Source organism: Pseudovibrio sp. W74, assembly GCF_001623085.1.
GTDB lineage: Bacteria > Pseudomonadota > Alphaproteobacteria > Rhizobiales > Stappiaceae > Pseudovibrio.
This window is the reverse complement of record NZ_LMCJ01000006.1, coordinates 36,209-57,374: the sequence shown is the minus strand read 5'-3', so window position 1 is coordinate 57,374 and position 21,166 is coordinate 36,209. Positions and strand designations below refer to the sequence as shown.

Below are 21,166 nucleotides of genomic sequence, written 5' to 3'. Positions count from 1 at the left end.
CTGCAACCACTGGGGCAAGGATCAGGTATGCTGGGCGTGCCGGGAGATGTAACGCCGCCATCGCGTTTTGTGCGCGTGACGGCGTTTGTGACGACAGCTGAGGAACATGAAACTGCAAAAGAGAACCTCAATGTTGCTGGGCATATTCTGAACAACTTCGACATTCCGAAAGGCTTTGCACAACCGGAAGCGCCGGATGCGGCCCAGTCTGCGAACTCTCAGCAAGACGACAACCCAGACTATACGCAATGGTCTGTTATGGCAGACCTGAATGGTGCTGTTTATTATGTGCGTAAGCTCAATGCGATGAACTTCAACTCTGTGAGCTTTAAGGACTTTGACCCGGACGGGTCTACGCTAACAATCTTGAAGCCGCTGGTGGCTGATCCGTTTAGCAATCTAGCGGATGCTGCGAAATAAGTGATGCAGGCTGTAAAGAGTCAATCTTTGCAGCCTTCTCTCTAGTCGAGGAGAGAGCCTATTGTTTGTCGCAGGACCAGGTGTTGAGGGACTGCAGCGGGGTGCATGTTCTTATCAGCTATCAATCATGGTGGTGCGTTGCTGAGGGTTTTGTAATTTTTGCTGGCTATCCTATATGCAGTTGATGCGTGTCTGTGTTTCACGCAGTATGTTATTTGGAATAGGGATTTAAGGAGCAGCCATGCCGGATAGTGCAAGTGAAGCGGTGCCTGTTGACCAGCCACGGATCAGACTTGGTCAGGGCCTTGGTCTTGGATTGGCGCTAGGCGGGTTTTGCGGTGTTATTGCCATTTTGACTTCGGCGGCCAGTTCGCACGCGGTCGATAACCAGTATCTGGGTATTATCTCTCAAATCACGATGATGCATGCCGCCGCTTTTGTCGGACTGGGTGTTGCACACGGGATTACGGGCTCCAAAGGCATTGCATTTGCCATGCTCTTGCTGTTTGCCGGTGTTGGTTTGTTCTGTGGTGATCTGGCTCAGCGCTTGTTCGTTGGTGAGAAGCTCTTTGATTTTGCTGCCCCGACGGGTGGCATGCTGATGATCCTGGGCTGGCTGTTTGTTTTCTTAAGTGGTCTCAACCGGATGATGAGAGGCTAGCCTTCTCCTTTTAAGTTCTCATGATAAAGGGCGAACTGTATGGTCCGCCCTTTTTGCTATCTGACTTAGGTGTCTGATGTTTAGTTGACCAGCCCGCGACCTTTGAGAAGCGGCTCAATGGATGGCAGTTTGCCGCGGAAGTCCATATAAGCTTTTGTCGGATCCTGAGATCCGCCTGCTGCGTAAATGAACTTTTCCAGTTTGGCTGCTGTGTCGGCGTCAAACGTATCGCCAGTTTCTTCAAAAGCTTCAAATGCGTCAGCATCCATCACTTCTGACCAGAGATAGCTGTAGTAACCTGCAGAATATCCGTCTCCCGCAAAGGCGTGCAGGAGGTGTGGAATGCGGTGACGCATGATGATCTCTTTCGGCATTCCGATGCCGTTAAGGATCTTCTTTTCCATCTGAGCCGGATCGAGATCGTCGAGTTTATCTTCTTTATGGATTGCCATATCGACCAGAGCAGTTGCGAGATACTCAACCGTTGCAAAGCCTTGGTTGAAGTTGGCTGCTGCGAGCAGACGCTCCAAAAGCTCTTCTGGAATGACTTCGCCGCTCTGGTAGTGGCGGGCATACTTTTTCAAGATTTCCGGTTGATCCAGCCAATGCTCAAAGAGCTGGGATGGCAGTTCCACAAAGTCCCGTGCCACGCTGGTGCCGGAAACAAGTGGGTGTGTCACGTTGGACATGAGGCCATGGAGGCCGTGACCAAATTCGTGGAACAGTGTGCGTGCATCATCAAAGGTCAGCAGGGTTGGCTCACCCTCTGGTGCTTTTGAGAAGTTCATCACATTGACGATGATTGGGGGGACATCATCTTTCAGCTTCTGCTGTGAGCGGAAGGCGCTCATCCATGCGCCGGAACGCTTTGAAGCGCGGGCGAAGTAGTCGCCGATGAAGATACCGAGATGGTCGCCGTTTTTGTCAAAGACTTCAAAAACACGCACATCTGGATGGTAGACGTCTTGTCCCTTCAGCTCTTTGAAGGAGAGGCCAAACAAACGGGTTGCGGTGTAAAAGGCCGCTTCGATCATCTGATCCAGTTGGAAATACGGCTTGATCTCAGCTTCATCCAGATCATGCTTAGCGCTGCGGACCTTCTCTGAATAGTAACGCCAGTCCCACGGAGCGATCTCAATGTTGTCGCCCTCAGATTGGGCCATGTCTTGGAGGTCAGCGGCTTCTTCCAGTGCACGAGCCTTGGCTGGTCCCCAGACATTGGAGAGCAGATCATCCACTGCACCTGTGTTTTTTGCCATGACATCATCCAGCTTGAATGCCGCAAAGTTTTCGAAGCCGAGGAGTTTGGCTTTCTCATTGCGGAGCTGCACAGTCTCGCGGACGATTACTGAGTTGTTGGTTTCTCCCGGATTGTCACCACGGCTTGCCCAGGCATTGAAGGCTTCTTCACGCAGGTCGCGACGTTTGGAGAACTGCAGGAACGGCTCAATGGAAGAGCGGGAGAGGGTGATGGCGTATTTGCCCGGTTCCCCACGTTCTTCAGCTGCAGCACTAGCGGCTTTTACAAGGAACTCCGGCAAGCCTTCCAGATCGCTCTCGTTTTCCAAAACGAGTTTGTAGGAGGCTTCATCAGCCAGAACATTTTGCGCAAAGCTGGTGCCCAGAGTTGCAAGACGCTCGTTGATTTCCGCGATACGGGTTTTGCCACTGGAGTCCAGACCAGCACCAGCGCGATGGAAGATGGCGTAATAGCGCTCCAACACACGGTCTTGTTCAGATGTCAGGTCCAGCGTGTCCTTTTTCGCCATCAGTGTTTCTATACGCTTAAAGAGGGCAGGGTTCAGGTACTTCTTAGTGCTGTAGGCCGCCAGTTTTGGTGAAACATTGCGCTCGACTTGTTGTAAGGTTTCGTTGGTATCTGCCGAGGAAAGGTTGAAGAACACGCTTGCAACCTGCTCAAGAGCATCTTCGGCCAGTTCCAATGCTGCAATGGTGTTTTTAAAGGTTGGTTCTTCAGGATTTTGAGCAATGCGAGTGATGTTGTCTTCGCCTGCCTTAAAGGCCTCTTCAAATGCACCCTCGAAGTCTTCCGGCTTGATCTGTGCAAACGGTGGAAGTCCGAACGGGGTTTTCCAATCTTGCAGAAGAACCTTTGCGGTCTCGCTCATATTAAATCTCCGATGAAATTCAAAATTCAGACTGGGCTCAGGTCTGCTTGAGGGGAGAGCCAGACTGTTTTCAATCAATTGATGGACGCGTATTCCCTCAAGGAGGCAATGCCTCATCATGGGAATGCGCGCTGGAGATGTGAATATGGGTGCTATTTGCAACTGCGTAAAGGAAGCGGAGTGAAAATTCCCCTAATCAATTCTCGGCGCAAGGGAAGTTACTGGATTGGGAAGGGTAGTGAGACTGTGGTGAAACCTGTTGCCGTCACTGGCTTTTGAGGGGCAGCGAGTGTCATGACCCAGAAATTCCGGTAGGTGCCGTCTGCTCGATTGGTGCGAGCAATGCCCATATGTGTGACGTTCTTGTTGAGCAGGTTTTTGTTGTGATCGGGAGAGGTTTTCCAGCCCGTCATTGCAGCCGAAATGTTCGCGTAACCTGCACCCAGATTTTCTGCGCCTGCAAAGGATTTATATCCGTTAGTCTGGGTGCGACTGATGAGGCTGGAGGACGAGTGGCGTCTGGTTTTGAGCGAATCCAGGCGGGCTATGTGATCGGCCATATCCTGTGAGACTTCGCTGAGGTGTGGGTCCAGCTTGATTGGCGGCAGGGAATGCGTCGCACGCCACGCATTGGTCTGGCGCAATGCTTCATTCTTGTTGATTGCGATCTGAGACAGCTCAACATTCTTTGATGTCTCTATGCCCAAGCCAGCGCAGCCAGCAAGTGTTCCTGCCAGCAGCAAGGCAGCAGTTGCCCTTAATTCCAAACGCACGTGTTTAATCCCGAAATGCCCGATTAGTTCATTTCATCTTAGGCATGAAATTTGGCCGAAACTGTACTGATCGCGAGTAATCCACGTAATTCCCAAGCTGTTTCTTTATTTTGATTGTCCTTAAAAGGAGTGGCTTTGGCTCTTCGATTGCTGGTCGTGCGGAGCAATGAGCAATCATGTGAATACCAGTATAGAGCGATATAGAGTTGGTTGTTTAATTGTAACATATTGAAATACATCATTTAAAAGTATTTATTGTCAATAAAGTTGACAAAAGTACATTTCCCTCATACTTCTCTCCTTCGGATTTTCAGGTGAATTCAAAGAAGAGTGAAGACAAGCCATGAGTTTTAGAAACCTCACAGAGTGTCAAATGCTGAAGACACAATTGGAAGGGGCAACTCAGGTGCTCTTCAGCTTTCCAGGGGAGGGTGTTGCTTATGGATTCAGGCCCACCGTGCATTTGAGTGGGGAGTTTTGGGGAATGTGTTCCAGATGATCGGCTGCGTATTGTTCTCAGGGAGCGGCAGTCTCTCAGACCATGTTTTTTTGGGAGTGTGGAGGGCCTCAAGGCGGTTATGTCTGCGCAAATGAATCTTGCAATGTCTCTGAGTGAGGATGAGGTTGAGAGGTCTGATCAACAGGCTATTTGGCTTCGTCTGGTGGCGCACGACCGGCTGGCCCCGATCATTCTTTTGCTTTTGTGTCTGTGCTTGTACCTGCCGGGGTTGATGTCCGTTCCCCCGCTTGATCGTGATGAGCCGAGGTTTGCTCAGGCTTCCAAACAGATGATGGAGACAGGCAACTACGTTTCCATTCACTATCAAGAGCTGGCACGAAACAAAAAACCGATCGGAATTTACTGGGCACAAGTAGGTGCTGCCAAACTGTTGGGATATGGAGAGCATGCGCCCATTTGGGTTTATCGTCTCCCTTCTGTGATTGGCGCAATTGCAGCTGTGTTGCTGACGTACTGGACTGGGCGAGCATTTTTTCGGGAGCAGGAGGCCTTTTTAGGTGCGCTGCTTGTTGCATTAGCTCTCATTTTAAATGTTGAAGCACATTTGGCTAAAACGGATGCAGCGCTTCTGGCATGTGTGATGTTGTCTCAAGGGGCGCTGGCTCGAGTGTGGATGGCGCAACAAAGCAAAGCGCTGTGGAATCCTGCCGTGCTCTTTTGGGTTGGGTTGGCGCTGGGCACCCTTATCAAGGGGCCGATCATTCTTATGGTATGCGGCCTATCCATCCTGTCGTTGGTTCTTTGGGAAAGACGGATCTCGTGGTTGAAAGGACTCGCTCCAATCGCCGGTTTTCTGCTGTTTCTTGCATTGGTCTCCCCATGGCTTATTGCCATTTACATCGAAACGAAGGGTGCTTTCTTCTGGGATGCGCTGGGCGGTGACCTTTGGGGGAAAGTGGGAACCGGGCGAGAGGCTCACGGTGCTCCACCACTCATGCACCTGTTAATCAGTTTCGTTATTTTCTGGCCAATCCCCTCTTTTCTCCTTGTGGCTATTAAGGGAATTGGGCAGGAATTGAATAAATATTGTTATAGATTCTTGTTGTGTTGGCTGATCCCGTCGTGGGTCATATTTGAATTGGTTTCAACTAAACTGCCTCACTACACACTGCCGATGATGCCAGTACTGGCGCTGTTGGCAGCAGCTGTGTTGACGACTGGCAGAGCAAAGCAGGCCAGCGTTTATTGGCGATATGCCTCGGCGTTTTTATTCCTGCTGGTGCCGCTGGGCATTTTGATTGCTGTTGTTGTTGGGCCTTTGCTGCTTGATCTGTGGCCGTCCCCTCCCGGTGTTGTGCTGTGCGGGTTGGCTGTCATGGCAGCGTTATCAGCCACTCGTAAACTGATTGGCGGAGAGCTTGTTGGAGCATTGCCGACGGTGGGGGCTTCTGCTTTGCTGATGTTTATCGGCTTCTGGGCATTTTCTGGTCCGGCATTGTCGACCATCTGGATTTCCAGTCGCCTCGTGGAAGCTGTTGAGCAGCTCCCGGGATGTGAGCGGAAAGACGTTGCAACAGCAGGTTTTTATGAGCCCAGCTTTGTATTTTTGCAGGGCACGCAAGCAAAATTACTTGGCGCAGAAGCTGCAGCGCGTTTTTTGGCGGACGGAAGCCAGAAAGCCGGAGTGCCTAAGGGGACCTGCAGAGTCGTGCTGGTGGAAGGACGGCAACTGGATCGGTTTGATGCGGAAGCTCTTCGGTTGGGGATGAAGGCTTCAGACGTATCAACTGTATCTGGCCTGAATATTAATGGCGGTAAAGCATTGCTGATACACATTTTTTCTGCGGGTGGGGCGACGTGATGAATGATGACGGCTCCATAGATACCTTAGAGCGTCCAGTTCAGGACGTGGATCAAACAAAAGATAAATCACGCGAAGCGCAGCCTTTCAAAAAGGACGCCGAGAGTGCTGCGTCTTATGAGCAAAGCTACAAGGAAGATGCTCCGCGGGAAGAAGATTCCACTCCATCAATTGGTGAGCGTCTGATTGAAGCCTTACGTGTTGCTGGCAATAATGCGAGACGGCATGTTGGGCATACCTCTGCAATTTTGAAAAACCGAAGAGCGCGGAGCTCTGTTGCCGCTGCTGCTCTTCCTCCACTTTTGAAGCCACAAAATATTGCGGCCTTATTGATTGGGCTGTGCGGTCTGGCGATGGTCTTTCTGGACCACAGCAGCCCGATTTGGGCTCGGAAACTGCCCGTTGCCTATCACGATATTTTCGAGGTCATTACAGATGTCGGCAAGTCTGACTGGATCCTGTTCCCAACGGGACTATGGATTCTAGCAATGATTTTTGGCGGCTGGCAGCGTCTCCCGTTTCGTAGAAAGATGGCAGTGTCGTATCTGACGATATACGGGAGTTATCTGTTCTTTGTTGTCGCTGTTAGTGGGCTGCTGGCCATTGCTCTGAAATGGAATATCGGGCGTGCCCGACCAACCCTTTTTGATGAAATGGGGCCAATGTATTTCGACTTCTTCGCGTGGGAGGCAAAGCTTTCGAGCCTTCCAAGCGGGCATTCGACAACGGCTGGTGCTCTGATCGTTGCTTTGGCATTGATTGCTCCCAGACTTCGGTGGCTGCTTGCTGTTGTGGGGCTTTGGATTGCTGCCAGTAGAGTGATTGTGGGAGCTCATTATCCTAGTGATGTTGTCGCTGGCATTATCATAGGTGGAGCATTTTCTTATTGCTGTGCCCGTTGGATGGCTCGTCGGCGGATCGGGTTTTCATTTGATGATAAAGGCGGTGTGCAACCGATCATGAGCAGTATCTCTGCGGCTTTATGTTTGAGGTCCTGGCGAGCAGCGCGATCTGACAGTTTTTCTCCCGCACAAAAACAATCGGAGACACTCCGGGCTGATTGAGGTCGTTGTCCTTAGCCTGAGCGGAGTTCCGTCTCAGGGTAGGGGTAACTGGAATGACCAAGAATGCTGGTGTGAATGAGATTGACGTTAGCGTCGTTATCCCTGCCAAGAATGAGAGAGATAATCTTCCTCCATTGCTGGATGAAATTGCGGAAGCTTTGAAGGACTACAGGTTTGAAGCCATTGTGGTTGATGATGGCTCTACTGACGATAGTCTTGAGGTTTTGCGCCGCTATGCGTTGGAGCACAGCTTTTTGCGGTTGATCCATCATAAGCGGTCTGGTGGGCAGAGTTGTTCTGTACGAACGGGCTTATTGCACGCTCGGGGCATATATATCGCCACGATTGACGGCGATGGGCAGAATAATCCGATCTATTATCGTGAAATGCTTGAGGCGATGGAGAAGGGCGGTGCGCGTGTTGGTCTTGCTGCCGGGCAGCGACTGGGGCGAAAAGCCAGCCTCTTCAAACGTTACGCTTCCAAAGCGGCTAATAAGCTGCGTGGCGCAATCCTGAAAGATAACACGCGAGACAGCGGATGCGGTCTCAAGTTGTTGCGTCGTGATGTGTTTTTGAAACTGCCGTATTTTGACAGCTGGCACCGGTTTTTGCCGGCCCTTGTTATCCGTGAAGGATACGAGGTGGTTCATGTGGATGTGGTCGACCGTGAGCGCGAGCACGGGGTCTCCAAATATGGGATCTTTGACCGGGCGCTTGTTGGGGTCCTTGATCTGTTTGGTGTGTGGTGGTTGCGTCGACGTCGAAAAGTCATTCCCGAGGTGGTGATGGTGACAGATTCGGATGTGTCCCCTGCTAAGGAGGACCATTGATGTTCTCGGGTTTGTATGACTGGCTTTATGATGTTTTCGTCGCTCAGTGGGATTTTTGGGTTCTATGGGGATTTGTCGCGCAATTCATGTTCATGATGCGCTTTATGATCCAATGGATTGCCTCTGAGCGGGTGGGGCGATCGATTGTCCCGGTGGCTTTTTGGTTCTTCTCAATAGGGGGTGGATCGCTCCTTTTGACTTACGCTATCGTCAAGAAGGATCCGGTTTTTATTGCGGGACAGGGGCTCGGATTGATCATTTATTTCCGAAATCTATGGCTTATCTACAAGGAAAAACGCAAGGACCCGAATTTCTAGGCGATTTATCCGCAATAAATGCACTCTGAATACACCAGTATAGCTGAACGCTATTTGCCCATAGGGAAGATAGACTTCCTTGTGGGATTTTCGTAAAATTGCGTATTATTTGTGCAGTGGGATTGTAAAGGTTAGTGTGAAATACGTATTTTTGAAGAAAATTGCTCAGATTTTGCGGTCAGTTTTTAAGGTTAGTTTTTTCATTGCGCTTGTAGTCTAAGTAATATTTCCTCTCTATTTCAGTATTGTTTGGATTAATTTGTTTGCTGGTGTATAAAGAACTATATTTTGCAATTTTGATTAATGGTTAAAGCGCGTGCAGCTGAGATATAAATTGCATAGAAACTTTGCAGTGGTTGATGAATAGCACCTCGTAGACTAACTTATTAATAAAAACCTCTTGACGTTTTTAGAGAAATATCATCGAATGCTTAGCGAGGAGTGGTTGAAGCCAATAGGGGGGCTTTAAGGACATGCGCTGACATGTCTGTCCTGGGTGTTTTTCTTAGAGGAGGAGAACAGCCTGCTACTTCCGGTGATGAATTTTAAAATTGGACAAGAAAAAGAGGCTCCAATTCTATGAAAAAAATGATCCTTCCAGTTGCGCTGGGTGCAGCGTTCGCAGCGACTGCTCTGTCTGCAGCATCTGCCGGCACTCTCGAAGACGTGAAAGAGCGCGGTAAGCTGCGCTGCGCGGTTTCTACTGGTCTTGCAGGCTTTTCTTACACCGACGAAAACGGCAAATGGCAGGGCTTTGACGTTGACTATTGCCGTGCAGTAGCTGCTGCTGTTCTTGGTGATCCGGATGCAGTTGATTTCTCACCAACCACTGGTAAGACCCGCTTTACTGCGCTGGCTTCCGGTGAAGTGGACATCCTGTCCCGTAACACCACCTGGACGTTCTCCCGTGATGCAGACCTGAAGTTCACCTTCCTTGGTGTGAGCTACTACGATGGTCAGGGCTTCATGGTGAAGAAGTCTCTTGGTGTTGCTTCTGCTAAAGAACTAGACGGTGCAACTGTTTGTATCCAGACTGGTACAACAACAGAGCTGAACCTGTCTGACTACTTCTCAGCTGAAGGCATGTCTTACGAGCCGCTGTCCATTGAGACAAACACTGAAGGTCGTCAGAACTACCTTGCAGACGCTTGTGACGTGTACACCACCGATGCTTCCGGTCTGGCTGCTTCCCGTGCGACTTTCGAGAATGCGGACGACCATATCGTTCTTCCTGAAATCATCTCCAAAGAGCCTCTCGGTCCGCTCGTCCGTCATGGAGACGATCAGTGGGCAGACATTGGCCGCTGGGTTCTGAATGCAATGAAGATTGCGGAAGAAAAAGGCATCACCGCTGCAAATGCAGACGACATGGCCGCTAACACCAAAGATCCAGAAGTTAAGCGTCTGCTTGGTGCTTCCGGTGAAATGGGTGCATCCCTTGGTCTGGGTAACGACTTCGCTCTCGTAGCTATCAAATCCGTTGGTAACTACGGCGAAATGTTCGAGCGTCACCTGGGCACACAGACCAAAGTTAATCTGGCTCGTGGTTTGAATGCGACATGGACCGAAGGTGGTCTGCAGTACGCACCTCCATTCCGTTGATCTGATTGAGATCTGACAAAAGGGGCGCTGTTGTAAGATGACAGCGCCCTTTTTTCTAAGCATAATAAATAAGGCGGGCTACTTATGAGCACTTCAACCGTACCAGCCGATAATAGCTTCCAGTTTTCGCAACTGTGGCGAGATGCTCGATACAGGTCTTATACGATCCAGATTATCGCGCTTATCGTTGCTCTGTCTGTTGTGATGATGCTCATCGGCAATGCTGTCGAGAACCTCGAAGCACTTGGCAAAGATTTCAATTTCGGTTTCTTATTTGAGCCAGCAGGCTATGACATTGGTCAGATGCTGGTAGAATATACATCCGCTTCAGGACACTGGAAAGCGGCACTTGTTGGCTTGCTCAACACACTGCTGGTTGCCTTCCTGGCTTGCGTGACTGCAACACTCATCGGCGTTTTTGTCGGTGTTCTGCGTCTCTCCAATAACTGGGTCGTCTCTCGCTTAATGGCGGTTTACATTGAAGGCGTTCGTAACGTGCCGCTGCTGCTGCAGATTCTGGCATGGTACGCTGTCTTCATTCATGTGTTTCCAACCCCTAAGCAGGCTCTTAAAGCACCAGTTATTGAAGGGGCGGTTTATGCAACAAACCGTGGTTTCTATGTTCCTGGACTGACCTTCGATGGTGGCTACCAGATTGTTGTTGCAGTTTTGCTCGCTTCTATCGGTGGCATTTTTGTATTCCGTCGTTGGGCGCGTCAGCGTCAGGAAGCGACTGGTCAGATCCTGCCTGTAGGCTACATCACGCTTGGTATTTTGATTGTACCAGCCGTTTTGACTTACTTCGCTTCTGGTATGCCGATTGGCCTTGATTACCCTGTTGCCGGACGCTTCAACCTGAAGGGCGGCCTTAAAGTTGGTACCCCGCTTATCGCTCTGTGGTTTGCGCTTTCCATCTACTCTGCAGCTTTTGTTGCGGAAATTGTTCGCGCAGGCATCATGGCGATCAGTAAAGGGCAGACGGAAGCTGCGTATGCTCTTGGCCTTCGTCCTAAACGGACCATGAGCCTTGTTGTTCTGCCGCAGTCCTTGCGCATTATCATTCCACCAATGATCTCCAACTACCTGAACATCACCAAGAACTCATCCTTGGCGATTGCGGTTGGTTACATGGATCTGACTGGCACTCTGGGCGGTATTACACTGAACCAGACAGGCCGTGAGATGGAGTGCATGTTGCTTCTGATGGCAACATATCTGCTGATTTCACTGTCTATTTCAGCAGTCATGAACTTTTACAATGAATCCGTAAAGCTGAAGGGGCGCTAACATGAGTGAAAATAATTTCGCCTTTGTCTCGACCTCTGAAAAGCCTCAGTTGCCACCTCCCCAGGGTACAACTGGTGCTGTCGGCTGGATCCGTGAAAACCTGTTCTCGTCGCCGCTGAACACTATTTTGACGCTGCTCTCAATTTTTGTGGTGTATTCAACCGTGCCGGGTGTGGTCAATTGGGCGTTTGTGGATTCAGTCTGGAATGCGAACTCTCTGGATGAATGCCGGGCACTGACAGAAAATGGTGCTTGTTGGGCCGTTATTCGTGAGCGTTATCATCAGTTCCTGTTTGGTTTTTACCCAACTGAGCTGTACTGGCGTCCGATTCTGGCTTTCGTGCTGCTGTTCCTAGCTCTTGTACCCGCCCTTTGGGATGGTATGCCAAAGCGCAGTACAGCGTTGATGGCTTCTATGGCATACCCATTTGTGGCGTTCTGGCTGATTTGGGGTGGTTTTGGTCTTGAGCCGGTTTCCTCCACTAAGCTGGGCGGTTTGCTGCTGACCATGATTATCGGTGTCTCCGGTATCTCGTTCTCGCTTCCGATCGGTATCGTTCTTGCGCTGTCTCGCAGTTCCAATCTGCCTATTGTGAAGTCTCTGGCGATTATCTTCATCGAGTTCATTCGCGGTGTGCCATTGATCACCTTGCTGTTTGTTGCGCACGTTCTGCTCAACTACTTCCTGCCAAAGGGCGTGAACTTCGATATCGTGCTGCGTGTTGTCATCATGGTGACCTTCTTTGCCAGTGCTTACATGGCTGAGGTCATTCGCGGTGGTCTGGCTGCATTGCCGAAAGGGCAGTATGAAGCTGCGGATGCATTGGGGCTGAGTTATTGGCAGAGCATGCGTCTGATTATTCTGCCGCAAGCGCTCAAAATTTCCATCCCAGGTATCGTGAACACCTTCATTGGCTTGTTCAAAGACACCACACTGGTTTTGATTATTGGCCTTATGGATCCTCTCGGATTGGTTGCGCCAACGCTCGCTGACCAACGTTGGAATGGTATTTTTGTGGAACTTTATGCGTTTATCGCGTTCATGTTCTTTATCTTCTGCTTTGCAATGTCCCGATATTCGATGTATTTGGAACGCAAACTGCATACCGGCCATCGCTAGTCGCCTGGCGCAAGCCAAGAGAAACTCGGAGAAATAAAAATGAGTGACGCAAATCTCGCTGATGTTCAGGCGGACCGCTCAAAAATGCAGATTTCGGATACCGATGTGGCTATCGAAATCAACGGCATGAATAAATGGTATGGTGACTTTCATGTTCTGCGCGACATTAACCTGAAGGTTATGCGCGGCGAGCGTATCGTGATCTGTGGTCCATCGGGTTCTGGTAAGTCCACGATGATCCGCTGTATCAACCGTCTTGAAGAGCATCAGAAGGGCCAGATCGTTGTCGACGGTATTGAGCTGACCTCTGACCTCAAGAAGATTGATGAGATCCGCCGTGAAGTTGGTATGTGCTTCCAGCACTTCAACCTGTTTCCGCATCTGACCATTTTGGAGAACTGTACGCTGGCTCCAATCTGGGTTCGCAAGATGCCTAAGAAGCAGGCTGAAGAAGTTGCGATGCATTACCTTGAGCGCGTGAAGATCCCTGAGCAGGCCAACAAGTACCCAGGTCAGCTTTCCGGTGGTCAGCAGCAGCGTGTGGCAATTGCCCGTTCGCTGTGCATGAACCCGAAGGTTATGCTGTTTGATGAGCCGACATCCGCGCTTGACCCTGAGATGATCAAGGAAGTGCTGGACGTGATGATCGGTCTGGCGGAAGAGGGGATGACCATGCTCTGCGTGACCCACGAAATGGGCTTTGCCCGTAAAGTGGCAAACCGCGTGATCTTTATGGATCAGGGGCAGATTGTTGAGCAGAATGAGCCTGAGCCGTTCTTCACCAATCCGCAGCATGAACGTACTCAGCTGTTCCTCTCCCAGATCCTCAATCACTGATCTGGACAGAGTTCCCAATTCAAAGCCTCGCTGTTTCAGCGGGGCTTTTTTCTTGTTTGCAGTCTACCGTTTTCACAGTTTGCCCGCTGCCACGTCTTTCCTTGCAGAGCAATAGCTCTCAACAAGGAAAAGCAAAAATGGCAGAATTTGACCTCTATGAAGGTATCGTCCAACATTCCCCTAAATCCTGTGGTGCTTACTGTGTGAACGCAGCTCTTGCTCAACTGGGCTTCATGCCCAAAGCGACTGATGTCGACACGCTCAACGCAGCCGATCTCACCAAAGGTTATGATGTCACAACCGATCCAGGGCGCATCAATTTATGGCGGCTGAGTCACTTGATCTATCATCGCTTGCAGATTGCTGAGGTGGTGACGACGCAGACTTACAAAGTTTCAGGAAATCTGGAACTTGATCTTACAGCTTCTCCAGATCCAACTGCACTTTATAAAGAAAATGACGGAACAGTTGATTTGGAGAACAGCCCTTCGGGTATGGTTGCTGTTGCGAAAACTCTTGCCCCGGGTCTGGCAAAGAACATTACTTATTACACTGCATTCGGCAAAGGCTTGTTCAACAACTTCAAAGTTCTGAATGCGGCTGGTGGTTATCTCTTCAATCGTGAGGAAGACCTGATTCAGAACAAGCTCGGCAAGACTGTGAGCCTGTCCAACGTGACCAGTATTCCGTTCCAGACCAATCAGGTGAACCTTATTCTGGTGCAGTATGCGGGCACCAATACGATGCACTGGGTTGCTGGTACGCGTCATCTGACGGATACGGATAAGGCCATGATTTATGATCCGGCAACAGGTGATGTTCTGGAGATTGCGACCACCGGTAACTTCAAACCGCAGACCAACTCTTCCGCAAAGCCAGCGACACAGATCGGCCCGAACTCCTACGAGTTTCCAGGCATCTGGATACGGTTGGGTGCTTAATGTATCTGCCTGCTATAATATGATGTTGCAGAGTTACAAAGCCTGTGCGCTTCTTACTGCGGCGTGCAGGCCTCTGCGTTGAGCGCCGGGGCTGCTCCATGATTTTAAGAGGAAGTCGCGGATGTCGGCGTGGTGGGCTTTGGTGAATTGAGCGGTTTCCAGTGCATCTACGATACGAGAGGTGCGGATGCCCTCGTTGGCGGCGTAGGCGATCTGGTCCGGGTGTCTACGTGCGGTTGCCCGGCTGATGGGCTGGCCGTTCTTGCCCAGAATGTCACCTTGTGTGTTGGTTTGCGGGATTGCCATGTGGTGTACGGCGACGACCTCCCAGCGACTGTTAAAGACAGGGGAGCCGGAGCTTCCTTTTTGCGTATCGCCGGAATACCAGCAAAACATGTGTGCATCAGTTCCATTTTCAATATGAAGAAGGTGGTTGTTATGGACGACCACGGCTTTGTTGCGTCCAAGGGGATGCTGAATGATATTAATCGGATCTCCCTTCTTGATTTTGCCTTGCTGGCGGATGAGGGCGTGCCAGCCATAATGGTCCAGTGGAATGAAGCTCGGGTCTTCGTCCACGACGGCCGCGATGGCTATGTCCAGTTCTTCGTTGGCCCAGAAAAAGCGGTCTGGTTCGATGGAGCAGATTTTCGAGGGTGTCTGATTGCCGATGCGGTTAGCTTCTGCGCCGAGCTCGAAAAAGTGTTGGCGTGCTTCGTGCTCATTGGGCAAAACATGGTGGTTCGTCATGATGAGACCGTGCCCAACCAGAAAGCCGGTGCCGAGCCTAAGTCCTTCAACATGCTCAATTCTGCCAACTGAGCGTGCGGCATAAAGGCCGTATTCAAAGAACTCGATTGGGAGGAGGTCGTTGTGCGTGCCGGTCAAAGCTTCCTTGCCCAGTCTTGAGAGATCCTGCACGTCATCCTCAAAGATTGAGGGTTGCGCAGAGATGGCAGAGCTTTCTGATAAGGCGAGTGTGGCCTGCCGTTTCTGGTAGAGATTCAAGCGTTCCCGGCTATCTGTCTCCGCTTGTGTGCCTGCAAGAATTGCACTGCGCGTCTTGTTTAAATCCCCCAGACGGCTTTGCAATCTATGAGTCGCTTTTTCAAGTAATACATTGTTTAAGTTTTGTAATTTAAGGGTCATGAAAATTACCTTTAAATTGTTATCTGCATATGGCAAGCTTAATCATAAACTCACCTCTTGTGTAAAGTTTATCTGTAAATCTAGGAGGGGGAATACTATGAAAATTACATATGATGAGTTTTTGAAAATTGCTCGGGACCCAAATGTCCCAGAGGAACAACTGCTAGAATACTGTGATGTGGTTGAGCATTCAGGTGCATTTGACATACAGTTCAGGATAAAGCCTGACATGGTGCAGATGACTGAGGCTGATCAGGAGTTTGAGAATGCTCTTCAGATCGGCAATTGGGCATCTCGTATCCGGCGGTACTGGCGGTTCAAAGATGCGCTCAGGGATCATCCAGAGCGGCCAATGCTGATTTCGGAAGGGGACAGCTGGTTCCAGTTTCCAATCCTGATTGATGACGTCATTGACCATCTCAGTGCACACTTCAACATTTACTCGCTAGACGCTGCCGGGGATACGGCGCAGAACATGGTGTATGGCGCGAACCGGGCGCGGCGGCGTGAGTATCTCTCCGCGCTGCTTGAATACAAGGATCAGGTGTCCGGGTTCCTGTTCTCGGCTGCCGGGAATGACGTGATCGGCGAAGATCCGAATACCGGCGTTGCAGTGCTTTTCGACGTTTTGCGAGACTTTAACGGCGATATCACTGATGTGGAAGGGCACATCGACCGTGTGGTGTTTGATGAGAAACTTGCTTTCCTCAAAGGGGCTTATGAGCGGGTGATCAGCGATATTCGCGGTGTTGCCGAGCTGCAGGAGATGCCCGTCTTCGTGCATGGATACGATTACGTGTTCCCATTCAGATGGGAGGGAGATACGCGTGATCCGCTGCATGCGGCTCAGGATGAGTGGCTGGGTGAGCCACTGTCAGATCGCAATATTCCGAGCGTGCTTGGACGTAAGATCATCAGTGTAATGCTGGATGAGCTCTATGCTATGCTTGATGGTCTGGCGGCGAGTGATGCCAATGTCATCGTGGTTGACTGCCGGGGGGCTATGCCAAATCTGACAGATTGGGTGGACGAGATCCACGGCACGTCTGATGGATTTGCGAAGGTGGCGAGCCGATTTAAGGCTGCTATTGATCAGGCACTCGTGGCGCAAGGTGCCATGACCTGATTTGGTTGGGTGAGTGAGTGACTGTAAGTGCACCGGTCTTGAAAGCCGGTGCACTTTTCATTTGCTTATGGGGCGGCGTGATCTGCTGTATTTGCATGCAGATGTCATGCAAGAATTTGCTCGATGCCTGCCTTTGCCGTGCGTTCCAGTTCGTCTCGCGAGGTGCCGGACCGGGCGCGCAGGGAGAGACCGTTCAGCAGGCAGCCGAGCAGGTGGCCGGTGATTTCAACGGTTTGTTTTGGCTGGATTTTCCGGTCTTTGATCGCCGCCTCAACGGTTTCGCACATGGTCTGGTCGATCCGGTCGAGGACCATTTTCAGGACTTCTTTGATCTCTTCATCTGCACCTGCTTCGGATGGGGCTGTGCAGGTGACGAAGCAGCCCATCGGGCCACCGTCACTCTTTGCTTTGGGCCGGTAGATCTCCATGGCCTGCATGAAAACTTTTTCCAGCCCGCGTGAGATCTCTGTCTCGGACAGGATGGCCGCTTCGGTGCGTTTGCCCATCATTTCGGCAAAGTGCTCCAGGCACTTGATGTAGATGTCCTTCTTTGAGCCGAAGGTGGCGTAAAGGCTTGGGCGGTTGATTTTGGTCTCTGCGGAGATCTGATCCAGACTGGTTGCTGAGTAGCCGTTTTTCCAGAAAATCCGCTGAATTGTGGTCAGCGCTTCGTCTTTGTCAAAAAGGCGCGGGCGTCCGCGTGGGCGTGATGGACTCATTTATGTACTGCTTCGCATAAAAATATTGAGCTCTAAATATTGATGCGATACGGTACATAATTATTTTTGTTTTTGGAAGAGCGAGTTATGTCTGTGACAGCAAAGGATTGCAGAGCCTCTGAGCGCGTGATGGGTAGCCTGAATTGGGGGCATCGCGACGGGGCGTACAGCAAGGGGCGGTTGACGCCTCTGGAACATCTTACACTGGTTGGCAATCTGGTGCGCACGCAGTTGGTTGAGCTGGGTGACAGCGTGAAAGACCGGTTGGGCTTGTTAGCGCCGGTTTCTTCTGAGCTGGAAGCACTGCTGCCTGTTGAGACGGGATTGGTGCGCGATAGCCTTGATTTTGCTGTTGAGACGCATGATGCGAGATTGCTGCATCACAGCTGGCGGACCTATCTGTTTGGCGTGCTGCTGGGGGAGTATGCAGGTGTGCCGTTTGATCGGGAGCTCTTGTTCTCAGCGGCCATTTTGCACGACAGTGGGCTGATCAACAATCGTGAGACCCATGTGCATGAGTGCTGCTTTGCTATCTCCGGGGCGGAGGTGGCGTGCAATCATCTCTCCAGTTGTGGGCATGATGCTGATACGGTGCATAGGGTGGGCGACGCGATTGCGCTGCATCTGAATGCCTATGTGTCAGCGCGGGCGCATGGGGGTGAGGCGTATCTGGTGAACCGAGGGGCAATGTGTGATCTGTTTGGGGCAGGGCATCGCCGTCTTGCCAAGTCCAGCGTGGATGAAATCATGCACAAGCACCCGCGAGAGGGTGTGATTGAAGCGTTGGAGTTTGAAACGGCACGCCACCTGAAAGGCACGCGGCCTTATGTGTTGACCAAGCTGACAGGTGGCAAAGCGCCGAAGACTGCGTTTGATATCTATGGAGTATAGCGCCGCCTAAAGCACCAGTGAGAGCAGCTTTTGAACTTCGGTGTGCTGCTGTTGCGTGTCTTTGTATTCGCCGCAGACACGGCCAATTGCGACGTGGATCATGAAAGCGCGGACGGAGACTGCACCGAGTTTTGGATCAATTGCTCGAATAGATTTGTCCTGCTGCCCCTTCTCAACACTTGCTTGAAAGAGCGCATCAATGCTGATCGCGACATTTATGAAGTTTTCTGCTCTGGTGCCTTTTTCCCAACCAGCAACGTCGATGAAGATGCGCAGGAATTCTGGTTGTTTTTCAAAGTATTCCAGGATTCCCATGAGAGATTGATTCAATACATCCCGCCCGTTGAGGGGGCTGCTTTCTGCTGCCTTGTGAAGACTATCCACGCAGGCTTTCAGCTCCTTCAGGCCGATCTCAGCAAACAGTCCCAGCTTGTCGCCGAAGTGAGCGAAGAGCGTGCCTTTGGAAACGTTGGCTTGCTCGGCAATGCTCTCTGTGCTGACCGCATTGAAATTGCCTTCATTGAACAGGCTCGTTGCCGCCACCAAAATGCGCTGGCGGGTTTCCTGTGCTCGTTTTTGTTTGCCCTGAAGCATGGTTCCCTCAATCTGAATAATATGACTATGGTCAAAAAAATAAATTGACTCCAGTCATATTTTGAAAATAAATTGACCGCAGTCAAATAAATGGAGTTTCCATGACAAACAGAATTTTTGTGTTTAGCGGTCATCTCGGAGAGGACCGTCTTGGGCATGCGCTGGCTGAAACATATGCCGAAGCTGCACGTCAATCGGGGGCGGAGGTTCGTGTGATGAACCTGAGCACTATGAGCTTTGAGAGTGCGCTGTTCTCAGGTGATTTCAAAGGAGATCAGGCGTTGGAACCGGATGTGGCTGCTTTTCAGGAGAACCTGAAATGGTGCAGTCATTGGACGCCAATTTATCCGCTGTGGTGGGGCGGTATGCCGGGGCCTATGAAGGGGCTGCTGGACCGGGCCCTTCTGCCGGGTGTTGCCTTCCAGATTGTGGAAGGGGAAGAGCTGCCTGCCAAACTGTTAAAAGGTCGCAGCGCCCGTGTGATCATCACCAGTGATACAGCCGCGCATTACTATGAAGAGCTTTATGAGTGTGCGCATGACAAGGTGATGGGACGTCAGATTCTGGACTTCATTGGGTTTGAGGAGCACAGCTTCAAGATGTTCTCGCCAACTTATCTGGCGGGTGAGGACGAGCGCGCTGCATGGATTGCGGAAACCGCTGAACTTGGCAAACAAGATGCGCTTGCAGTGCAGGACGTGTTGGCTGTAGCCTAAAGAAAAGCCCTGCAGGTCAATGACTTGCAGGGCTTTGTTGCGAATGTGAATCTGGTTTAACTCAGGCCGGTTCGCTGATGACTTCGGTCTTTGAGCTTGAGCCCCATTCAGTCCATGAGCCATCGTAAAGCGCATTCTTAGTGAAGCCTACTTGCTCCAAAGCAAGGGTGATGACAGCAGCTGTTACGCCTGAACCGCAAGAGGTGATTACCGGAGTGGTGGCATCGACGCCCGCTTGCGCAAAGATGTTCTGCAGGTCTTCCTTAGAGCGCAGCTTGCCATCGTTCAGCAGCAGGCCAAACGGCAGGTTCAGAGCACCCGGCATGTGGCCAGCGCGCACGCCTTCGCGTGGTTCCGGTGCCAGTCCTTTGAAGCGCTCTGGAGCGCGTGCGTCAAGCACAAGGTGGCTGCTGGTTTCCAAGGCATCCTGCACCTCGTTGAGGTTGCGCACCATGTCGTTGTTCAGCATGGCTGTGAAGTGGCGTTCCATGCGGGCTGGCACTTCGTCGGAGACCGGATAGCCTTCTTCCTTCCACGCAGGCAAGCCACCGTCCAGCACGAAGACGCTCTTTACACCAAAGGCGCGGAACATCCACCAGACGCGGGCTGCGGAGAAAATGCCCATGCCATCATAGAGAACGATGGTCTGGCCATCGCCAATTCCCATCTTGCGCATTTTGGATGAGAATACATGTGGTTCCGGCATCATGTGCGGGAGTGGAGAATTCTGGTCGGACACGTCATCAATGTCCATGAACAGTGCGCCGGGAATATGCTCTTGTTCGTATTCCTTTTTGGCGTCGCGCTCCATGGCAGGCAGATACCAGGAAGCGTCAATGATAACTACATCAGGGGCATCAAGGTGGTCTTTGAGCCAGCTTGTCGAAACAATCGGGTCCTGTGCCATGTTTTAGTCCTCCAACTGGATACGGACGCGTCTGTTCTGACGGCCTTTTTTCTCTATCTTAGTGATGACAGCTTTGCCAATCTGTGCGGTTTGCGACACGTGCGTTCCGCCGCATGGCTGCAAATCAACTTCTTCCCCAATTCTTATCAGCCTTACCCGTCCGCTGCCCATAGGTGGTTTTACACTCATGGTTTTAACAAGACCCGGGTTTGCTTCCAGCTCTTCGTCGGTGATCCATTCCTGAGTGATGGCATTATCGCCTGCAATGAGGTCTTGCAGCTTGCCTGTCAGCTCGTCTTTGTCCAGTGCAGCTTCCGGAATATCAAAGTCCAGACGGCCTGTGCCATCGCTGATCTGGCCACCAGTGACGGGGAAGGGCAGCACGACGGAGAGCAGATGCAAAGCTGTGTGAACGCGCATGCGCTTGTAGCGGGTTTCCCAGTCAATGTGCGCAGTAATCTTTGCGCCGCTGATCAGCCCTGCGGGAAGCTCGGTGCCATCAACTGGCACATGCACAATCTGGCTGCGGTCTTTGGAATAAACAGCTGTTGCAATTGGAATGCGAGTGCCATCCTCCAGCTCAAGCGAGCCGCAGTCACCCGGCTGGCCGCCGCCATTGGGGTAGAAGCAGGTCCGGTCCAGAATGATGCCACCTTCCGGAGTGATTTCGTTTACAGCGGCTTCGCTGCTGCGCAAGTAAGCATCTTCACGGTACAAATGTTCGGTCATGGAATAATCTCAAATGGATTGGACAGGTGCACC

At 51.2% G+C, this 21,166-nt stretch carries 21 protein-coding genes; 14 read left to right on the top strand and 7 right to left on the bottom strand.

What is annotated here, in order from left to right; all coding sequences use genetic code 11:
• A complete protein-coding gene (locus PsW74_RS30090) occupies positions 1-420 on the top strand; it encodes a linear amide C-N hydrolase (RefSeq protein ID WP_275484639.1) in 420 nt (139 codons plus the stop codon).
• A 241-nt stretch (positions 421-661) separates the two neighbouring features.
• Positions 662-1,081 carry a DUF423 domain-containing protein gene (locus tag PsW74_RS05175; protein WP_057464405.1) on the top strand — a complete coding sequence of 140 codons (420 nt, stop codon included), beginning with the start codon at positions 662-664 and terminating at the stop codon, positions 1,079-1,081.
• A gap of 80 nt (positions 1,082-1,161) precedes the next feature.
• Here PsW74_RS05175 and PsW74_RS05170 read toward each other — a convergent pair whose 3' ends face one another.
• Both PsW74_RS05170 and PsW74_RS05165 read right to left on the bottom strand, forming a co-directional pair.
• Entirely contained in the window at positions 1,162-3,210 is a 2,049-nt protein-coding gene (locus tag PsW74_RS05170) for a M3 family metallopeptidase (RefSeq protein ID WP_063289171.1), read from the bottom strand.
• Positions 3,211-3,428: 218 nt separating this feature from the next.
• Positions 3,429-3,983, bottom strand: coding sequence for a CAP domain-containing protein (locus PsW74_RS05165; protein ID WP_208987848.1), 555 nt, complete (start codon positions 3,981-3,983; stop codon positions 3,429-3,431).
• A 578-nt stretch (positions 3,984-4,561) separates the two neighbouring features.
• On the opposite strand from PsW74_RS05165, the gene PsW74_RS05160 reads away from it, so the two are divergent.
• The 9 genes from PsW74_RS05160 (at position 4,562) to PsW74_RS05120 (ending at position 14,302) form a co-directional block, all read left to right on the top strand.
• A complete protein-coding gene (locus PsW74_RS05160) occupies positions 4,562-6,304 on the top strand; it encodes a glycosyltransferase family 39 protein (RefSeq protein WP_208987847.1) in 1,743 nt (580 codons plus the stop codon).
• Positions 6,304-7,368, top strand: coding sequence for a phosphatase PAP2 family protein (locus PsW74_RS05155; RefSeq protein ID WP_063289170.1), 1,065 nt, complete (start codon positions 6,304-6,306; stop codon positions 7,366-7,368). Before PsW74_RS05160 ends, PsW74_RS05155 begins: the two co-directional genes overlap by 1 nt.
• Before the next feature lie 53 nt (positions 7,369-7,421).
• Positions 7,422-8,198, top strand: a complete 777-nt coding sequence (locus PsW74_RS05150) for a glycosyltransferase family 2 protein (protein WP_082830486.1) — start codon at positions 7,422-7,424, stop codon at positions 8,196-8,198.
• Positions 8,198-8,515, top strand: a complete 318-nt coding sequence (locus tag PsW74_RS05145; RefSeq protein WP_057464408.1) for a lipid-A-disaccharide synthase N-terminal domain-containing protein — start codon at positions 8,198-8,200, stop codon at positions 8,513-8,515. The genes PsW74_RS05150 and PsW74_RS05145 overlap by 1 nt, the downstream gene beginning before the upstream one ends.
• A 579-nt stretch (positions 8,516-9,094) precedes the next feature.
• Entirely contained in the window at positions 9,095-10,117 is a 1,023-nt protein-coding gene (locus tag PsW74_RS05140) for an amino acid ABC transporter substrate-binding protein (protein WP_063289169.1), read from the top strand.
• A gap of 84 nt (positions 10,118-10,201) precedes the next feature.
• Entirely contained in the window at positions 10,202-11,404 is a 1,203-nt protein-coding gene (locus PsW74_RS05135) for an ABC transporter permease subunit (protein WP_063289168.1), read from the top strand.
• A gap of 1 nt (position 11,405) precedes the next feature.
• Positions 11,406-12,524 carry an amino acid ABC transporter permease gene (locus tag PsW74_RS05130; protein ID WP_063289167.1) on the top strand — a complete coding sequence of 373 codons (1,119 nt, stop codon included), beginning with the start codon at positions 11,406-11,408 and terminating at the stop codon, positions 12,522-12,524.
• A gap of 39 nt (positions 12,525-12,563) precedes the next feature.
• Positions 12,564-13,361, top strand: coding sequence for an amino acid ABC transporter ATP-binding protein (locus tag PsW74_RS05125; RefSeq protein WP_063289166.1), 798 nt, complete (start codon positions 12,564-12,566; stop codon positions 13,359-13,361).
• A 137-nt stretch (positions 13,362-13,498) separates the two neighbouring features.
• Entirely contained in the window at positions 13,499-14,302 is an 804-nt protein-coding gene (locus tag PsW74_RS05120) for a hypothetical protein (protein ID WP_063289165.1), read from the top strand.
• Positions 14,303-14,335: 33 nt separating this feature from the next.
• On the opposite strand, the gene PsW74_RS05115 is transcribed toward PsW74_RS05120, so the two are convergent.
• Positions 14,336-15,451 carry a serine protease gene (locus tag PsW74_RS05115; protein WP_082830485.1) on the bottom strand — a complete coding sequence of 372 codons (1,116 nt, stop codon included), beginning with the start codon at positions 15,449-15,451 and terminating at the stop codon, positions 14,336-14,338.
• Positions 15,452-15,548: 97 nt separating this feature from the next.
• Between PsW74_RS05115 and PsW74_RS05110 the strand changes: the two genes are divergently transcribed.
• On the top strand, positions 15,549-16,577 hold the full coding sequence (locus tag PsW74_RS05110) for a hypothetical protein (protein WP_063289164.1): 1,029 nt from the start codon (positions 15,549-15,551) through the stop codon (positions 16,575-16,577).
• Positions 16,578-16,681: 104 nt separating this feature from the next.
• Here PsW74_RS05110 and PsW74_RS05105 read toward each other — a convergent pair whose 3' ends face one another.
• A complete protein-coding gene (locus PsW74_RS05105; protein ID WP_082830484.1) occupies positions 16,682-17,296 on the bottom strand; it encodes a TetR/AcrR family transcriptional regulator in 615 nt (204 codons plus the stop codon).
• 87 nt (positions 17,297-17,383) lie between these two features.
• On the opposite strand from PsW74_RS05105, the gene PsW74_RS05100 reads away from it, so the two are divergent.
• On the top strand, positions 17,384-18,187 hold the full coding sequence (locus PsW74_RS05100; protein ID WP_063289163.1) for an HD domain-containing protein: 804 nt from the start codon (positions 17,384-17,386) through the stop codon (positions 18,185-18,187).
• Between the two features lie 6 nt (positions 18,188-18,193).
• On the opposite strand, the gene PsW74_RS05095 is transcribed toward PsW74_RS05100, so the two are convergent.
• Positions 18,194-18,781: a TetR/AcrR family transcriptional regulator gene (locus PsW74_RS05095; RefSeq protein WP_057464415.1), complete on the bottom strand. Its 588-nt coding sequence runs from the start codon at positions 18,779-18,781 to the stop codon at positions 18,194-18,196.
• Between the two features lie 101 nt (positions 18,782-18,882).
• Here PsW74_RS05095 and PsW74_RS05090 point away from each other — a divergent pair, with 101 nt between their 5' ends.
• Positions 18,883-19,497, top strand: a complete 615-nt coding sequence (locus PsW74_RS05090; protein ID WP_063289162.1) for an NAD(P)H-dependent oxidoreductase — start codon at positions 18,883-18,885, stop codon at positions 19,495-19,497.
• A 61-nt stretch (positions 19,498-19,558) separates the two neighbouring features.
• On the opposite strand, the gene sseA is transcribed toward PsW74_RS05090, so the two are convergent.
• Together sseA and PsW74_RS05080 are read right to left on the bottom strand one after the other, a co-directional pair.
• The gene (gene sseA, locus PsW74_RS05085; RefSeq protein WP_063289161.1) at positions 19,559-20,404 is read right to left on the bottom strand and encodes a 3-mercaptopyruvate sulfurtransferase; all 846 of its coding nucleotides are present in this window, start codon (positions 20,402-20,404) and stop codon (positions 19,559-19,561) included.
• A gap of 3 nt (positions 20,405-20,407) precedes the next feature.
• Positions 20,408-21,133 carry an alanyl-tRNA editing protein gene (locus PsW74_RS05080; protein ID WP_063289160.1) on the bottom strand — a complete coding sequence of 242 codons (726 nt, stop codon included), beginning with the start codon at positions 21,131-21,133 and terminating at the stop codon, positions 20,408-20,410.
• Positions 21,134-21,166 lie beyond the last annotated feature (33 nt).

Bases quoted from the DNA above. Each gene is read 5' to 3' on its own strand.
- PsW74_RS05155 (WP_063289170.1), top strand. From the start codon at position 6,304: ATGAATGATGACGGCTCCATAGATACCTTAGAGCGTCCAGTTCAGGAC.
- PsW74_RS05125 (WP_063289166.1), top strand. From the start codon at position 12,564: ATGAGTGACGCAAATCTCGCTGATGTTCAGGCGGACCGCTCAAAAATG.
- PsW74_RS05120 (WP_063289165.1), top strand. From the start codon at position 13,499: ATGGCAGAATTTGACCTCTATGAAGGTATCGTCCAACATTCCCCTAAA.
- PsW74_RS05140 (WP_063289169.1), top strand. From the start codon at position 9,095: ATGAAAAAAATGATCCTTCCAGTTGCGCTGGGTGCAGCGTTCGCAGCG.
- PsW74_RS05150 (WP_082830486.1), top strand. From the start codon at position 7,422: ATGACCAAGAATGCTGGTGTGAATGAGATTGACGTTAGCGTCGTTATC.
- PsW74_RS05110 (WP_063289164.1), top strand. From the start codon at position 15,549: ATGAAAATTACATATGATGAGTTTTTGAAAATTGCTCGGGACCCAAAT.
- PsW74_RS05160 (WP_208987847.1), top strand. From the start codon at position 4,562: ATGTCTGCGCAAATGAATCTTGCAATGTCTCTGAGTGAGGATGAGGTT.
- PsW74_RS05090 (WP_063289162.1), top strand. From the start codon at position 18,883: ATGACAAACAGAATTTTTGTGTTTAGCGGTCATCTCGGAGAGGACCGT.
- PsW74_RS05135 (WP_063289168.1), top strand. From the start codon at position 10,202: ATGAGCACTTCAACCGTACCAGCCGATAATAGCTTCCAGTTTTCGCAA.
- PsW74_RS05095 (WP_057464415.1), bottom strand. From the start codon at position 18,781: ATGCTTCAGGGCAAACAAAAACGAGCACAGGAAACCCGCCAGCGCATT.
- PsW74_RS05105 (WP_082830484.1), bottom strand. From the start codon at position 17,296: ATGAGTCCATCACGCCCACGCGGACGCCCGCGCCTTTTTGACAAAGAC.
- sseA (WP_063289161.1), bottom strand. From the start codon at position 20,404: ATGGCACAGGACCCGATTGTTTCGACAAGCTGGCTCAAAGACCACCTT.
- PsW74_RS05100 (WP_063289163.1), top strand. From the start codon at position 17,384: ATGTCTGTGACAGCAAAGGATTGCAGAGCCTCTGAGCGCGTGATGGGT.
- PsW74_RS05170 (WP_063289171.1), bottom strand. From the start codon at position 3,210: ATGAGCGAGACCGCAAAGGTTCTTCTGCAAGATTGGAAAACCCCGTTC.
- PsW74_RS05130 (WP_063289167.1), top strand. From the start codon at position 11,406: ATGAGTGAAAATAATTTCGCCTTTGTCTCGACCTCTGAAAAGCCTCAG.
- PsW74_RS05115 (WP_082830485.1), bottom strand. From the start codon at position 15,451: ATGACCCTTAAATTACAAAACTTAAACAATGTATTACTTGAAAAAGCG.
- PsW74_RS05175 (WP_057464405.1), top strand. From the start codon at position 662: ATGCCGGATAGTGCAAGTGAAGCGGTGCCTGTTGACCAGCCACGGATC.
- PsW74_RS05145 (WP_057464408.1), top strand. From the start codon at position 8,198: ATGTTCTCGGGTTTGTATGACTGGCTTTATGATGTTTTCGTCGCTCAG.
- PsW74_RS05080 (WP_063289160.1), bottom strand. From the start codon at position 21,133: ATGACCGAACATTTGTACCGTGAAGATGCTTACTTGCGCAGCAGCGAA.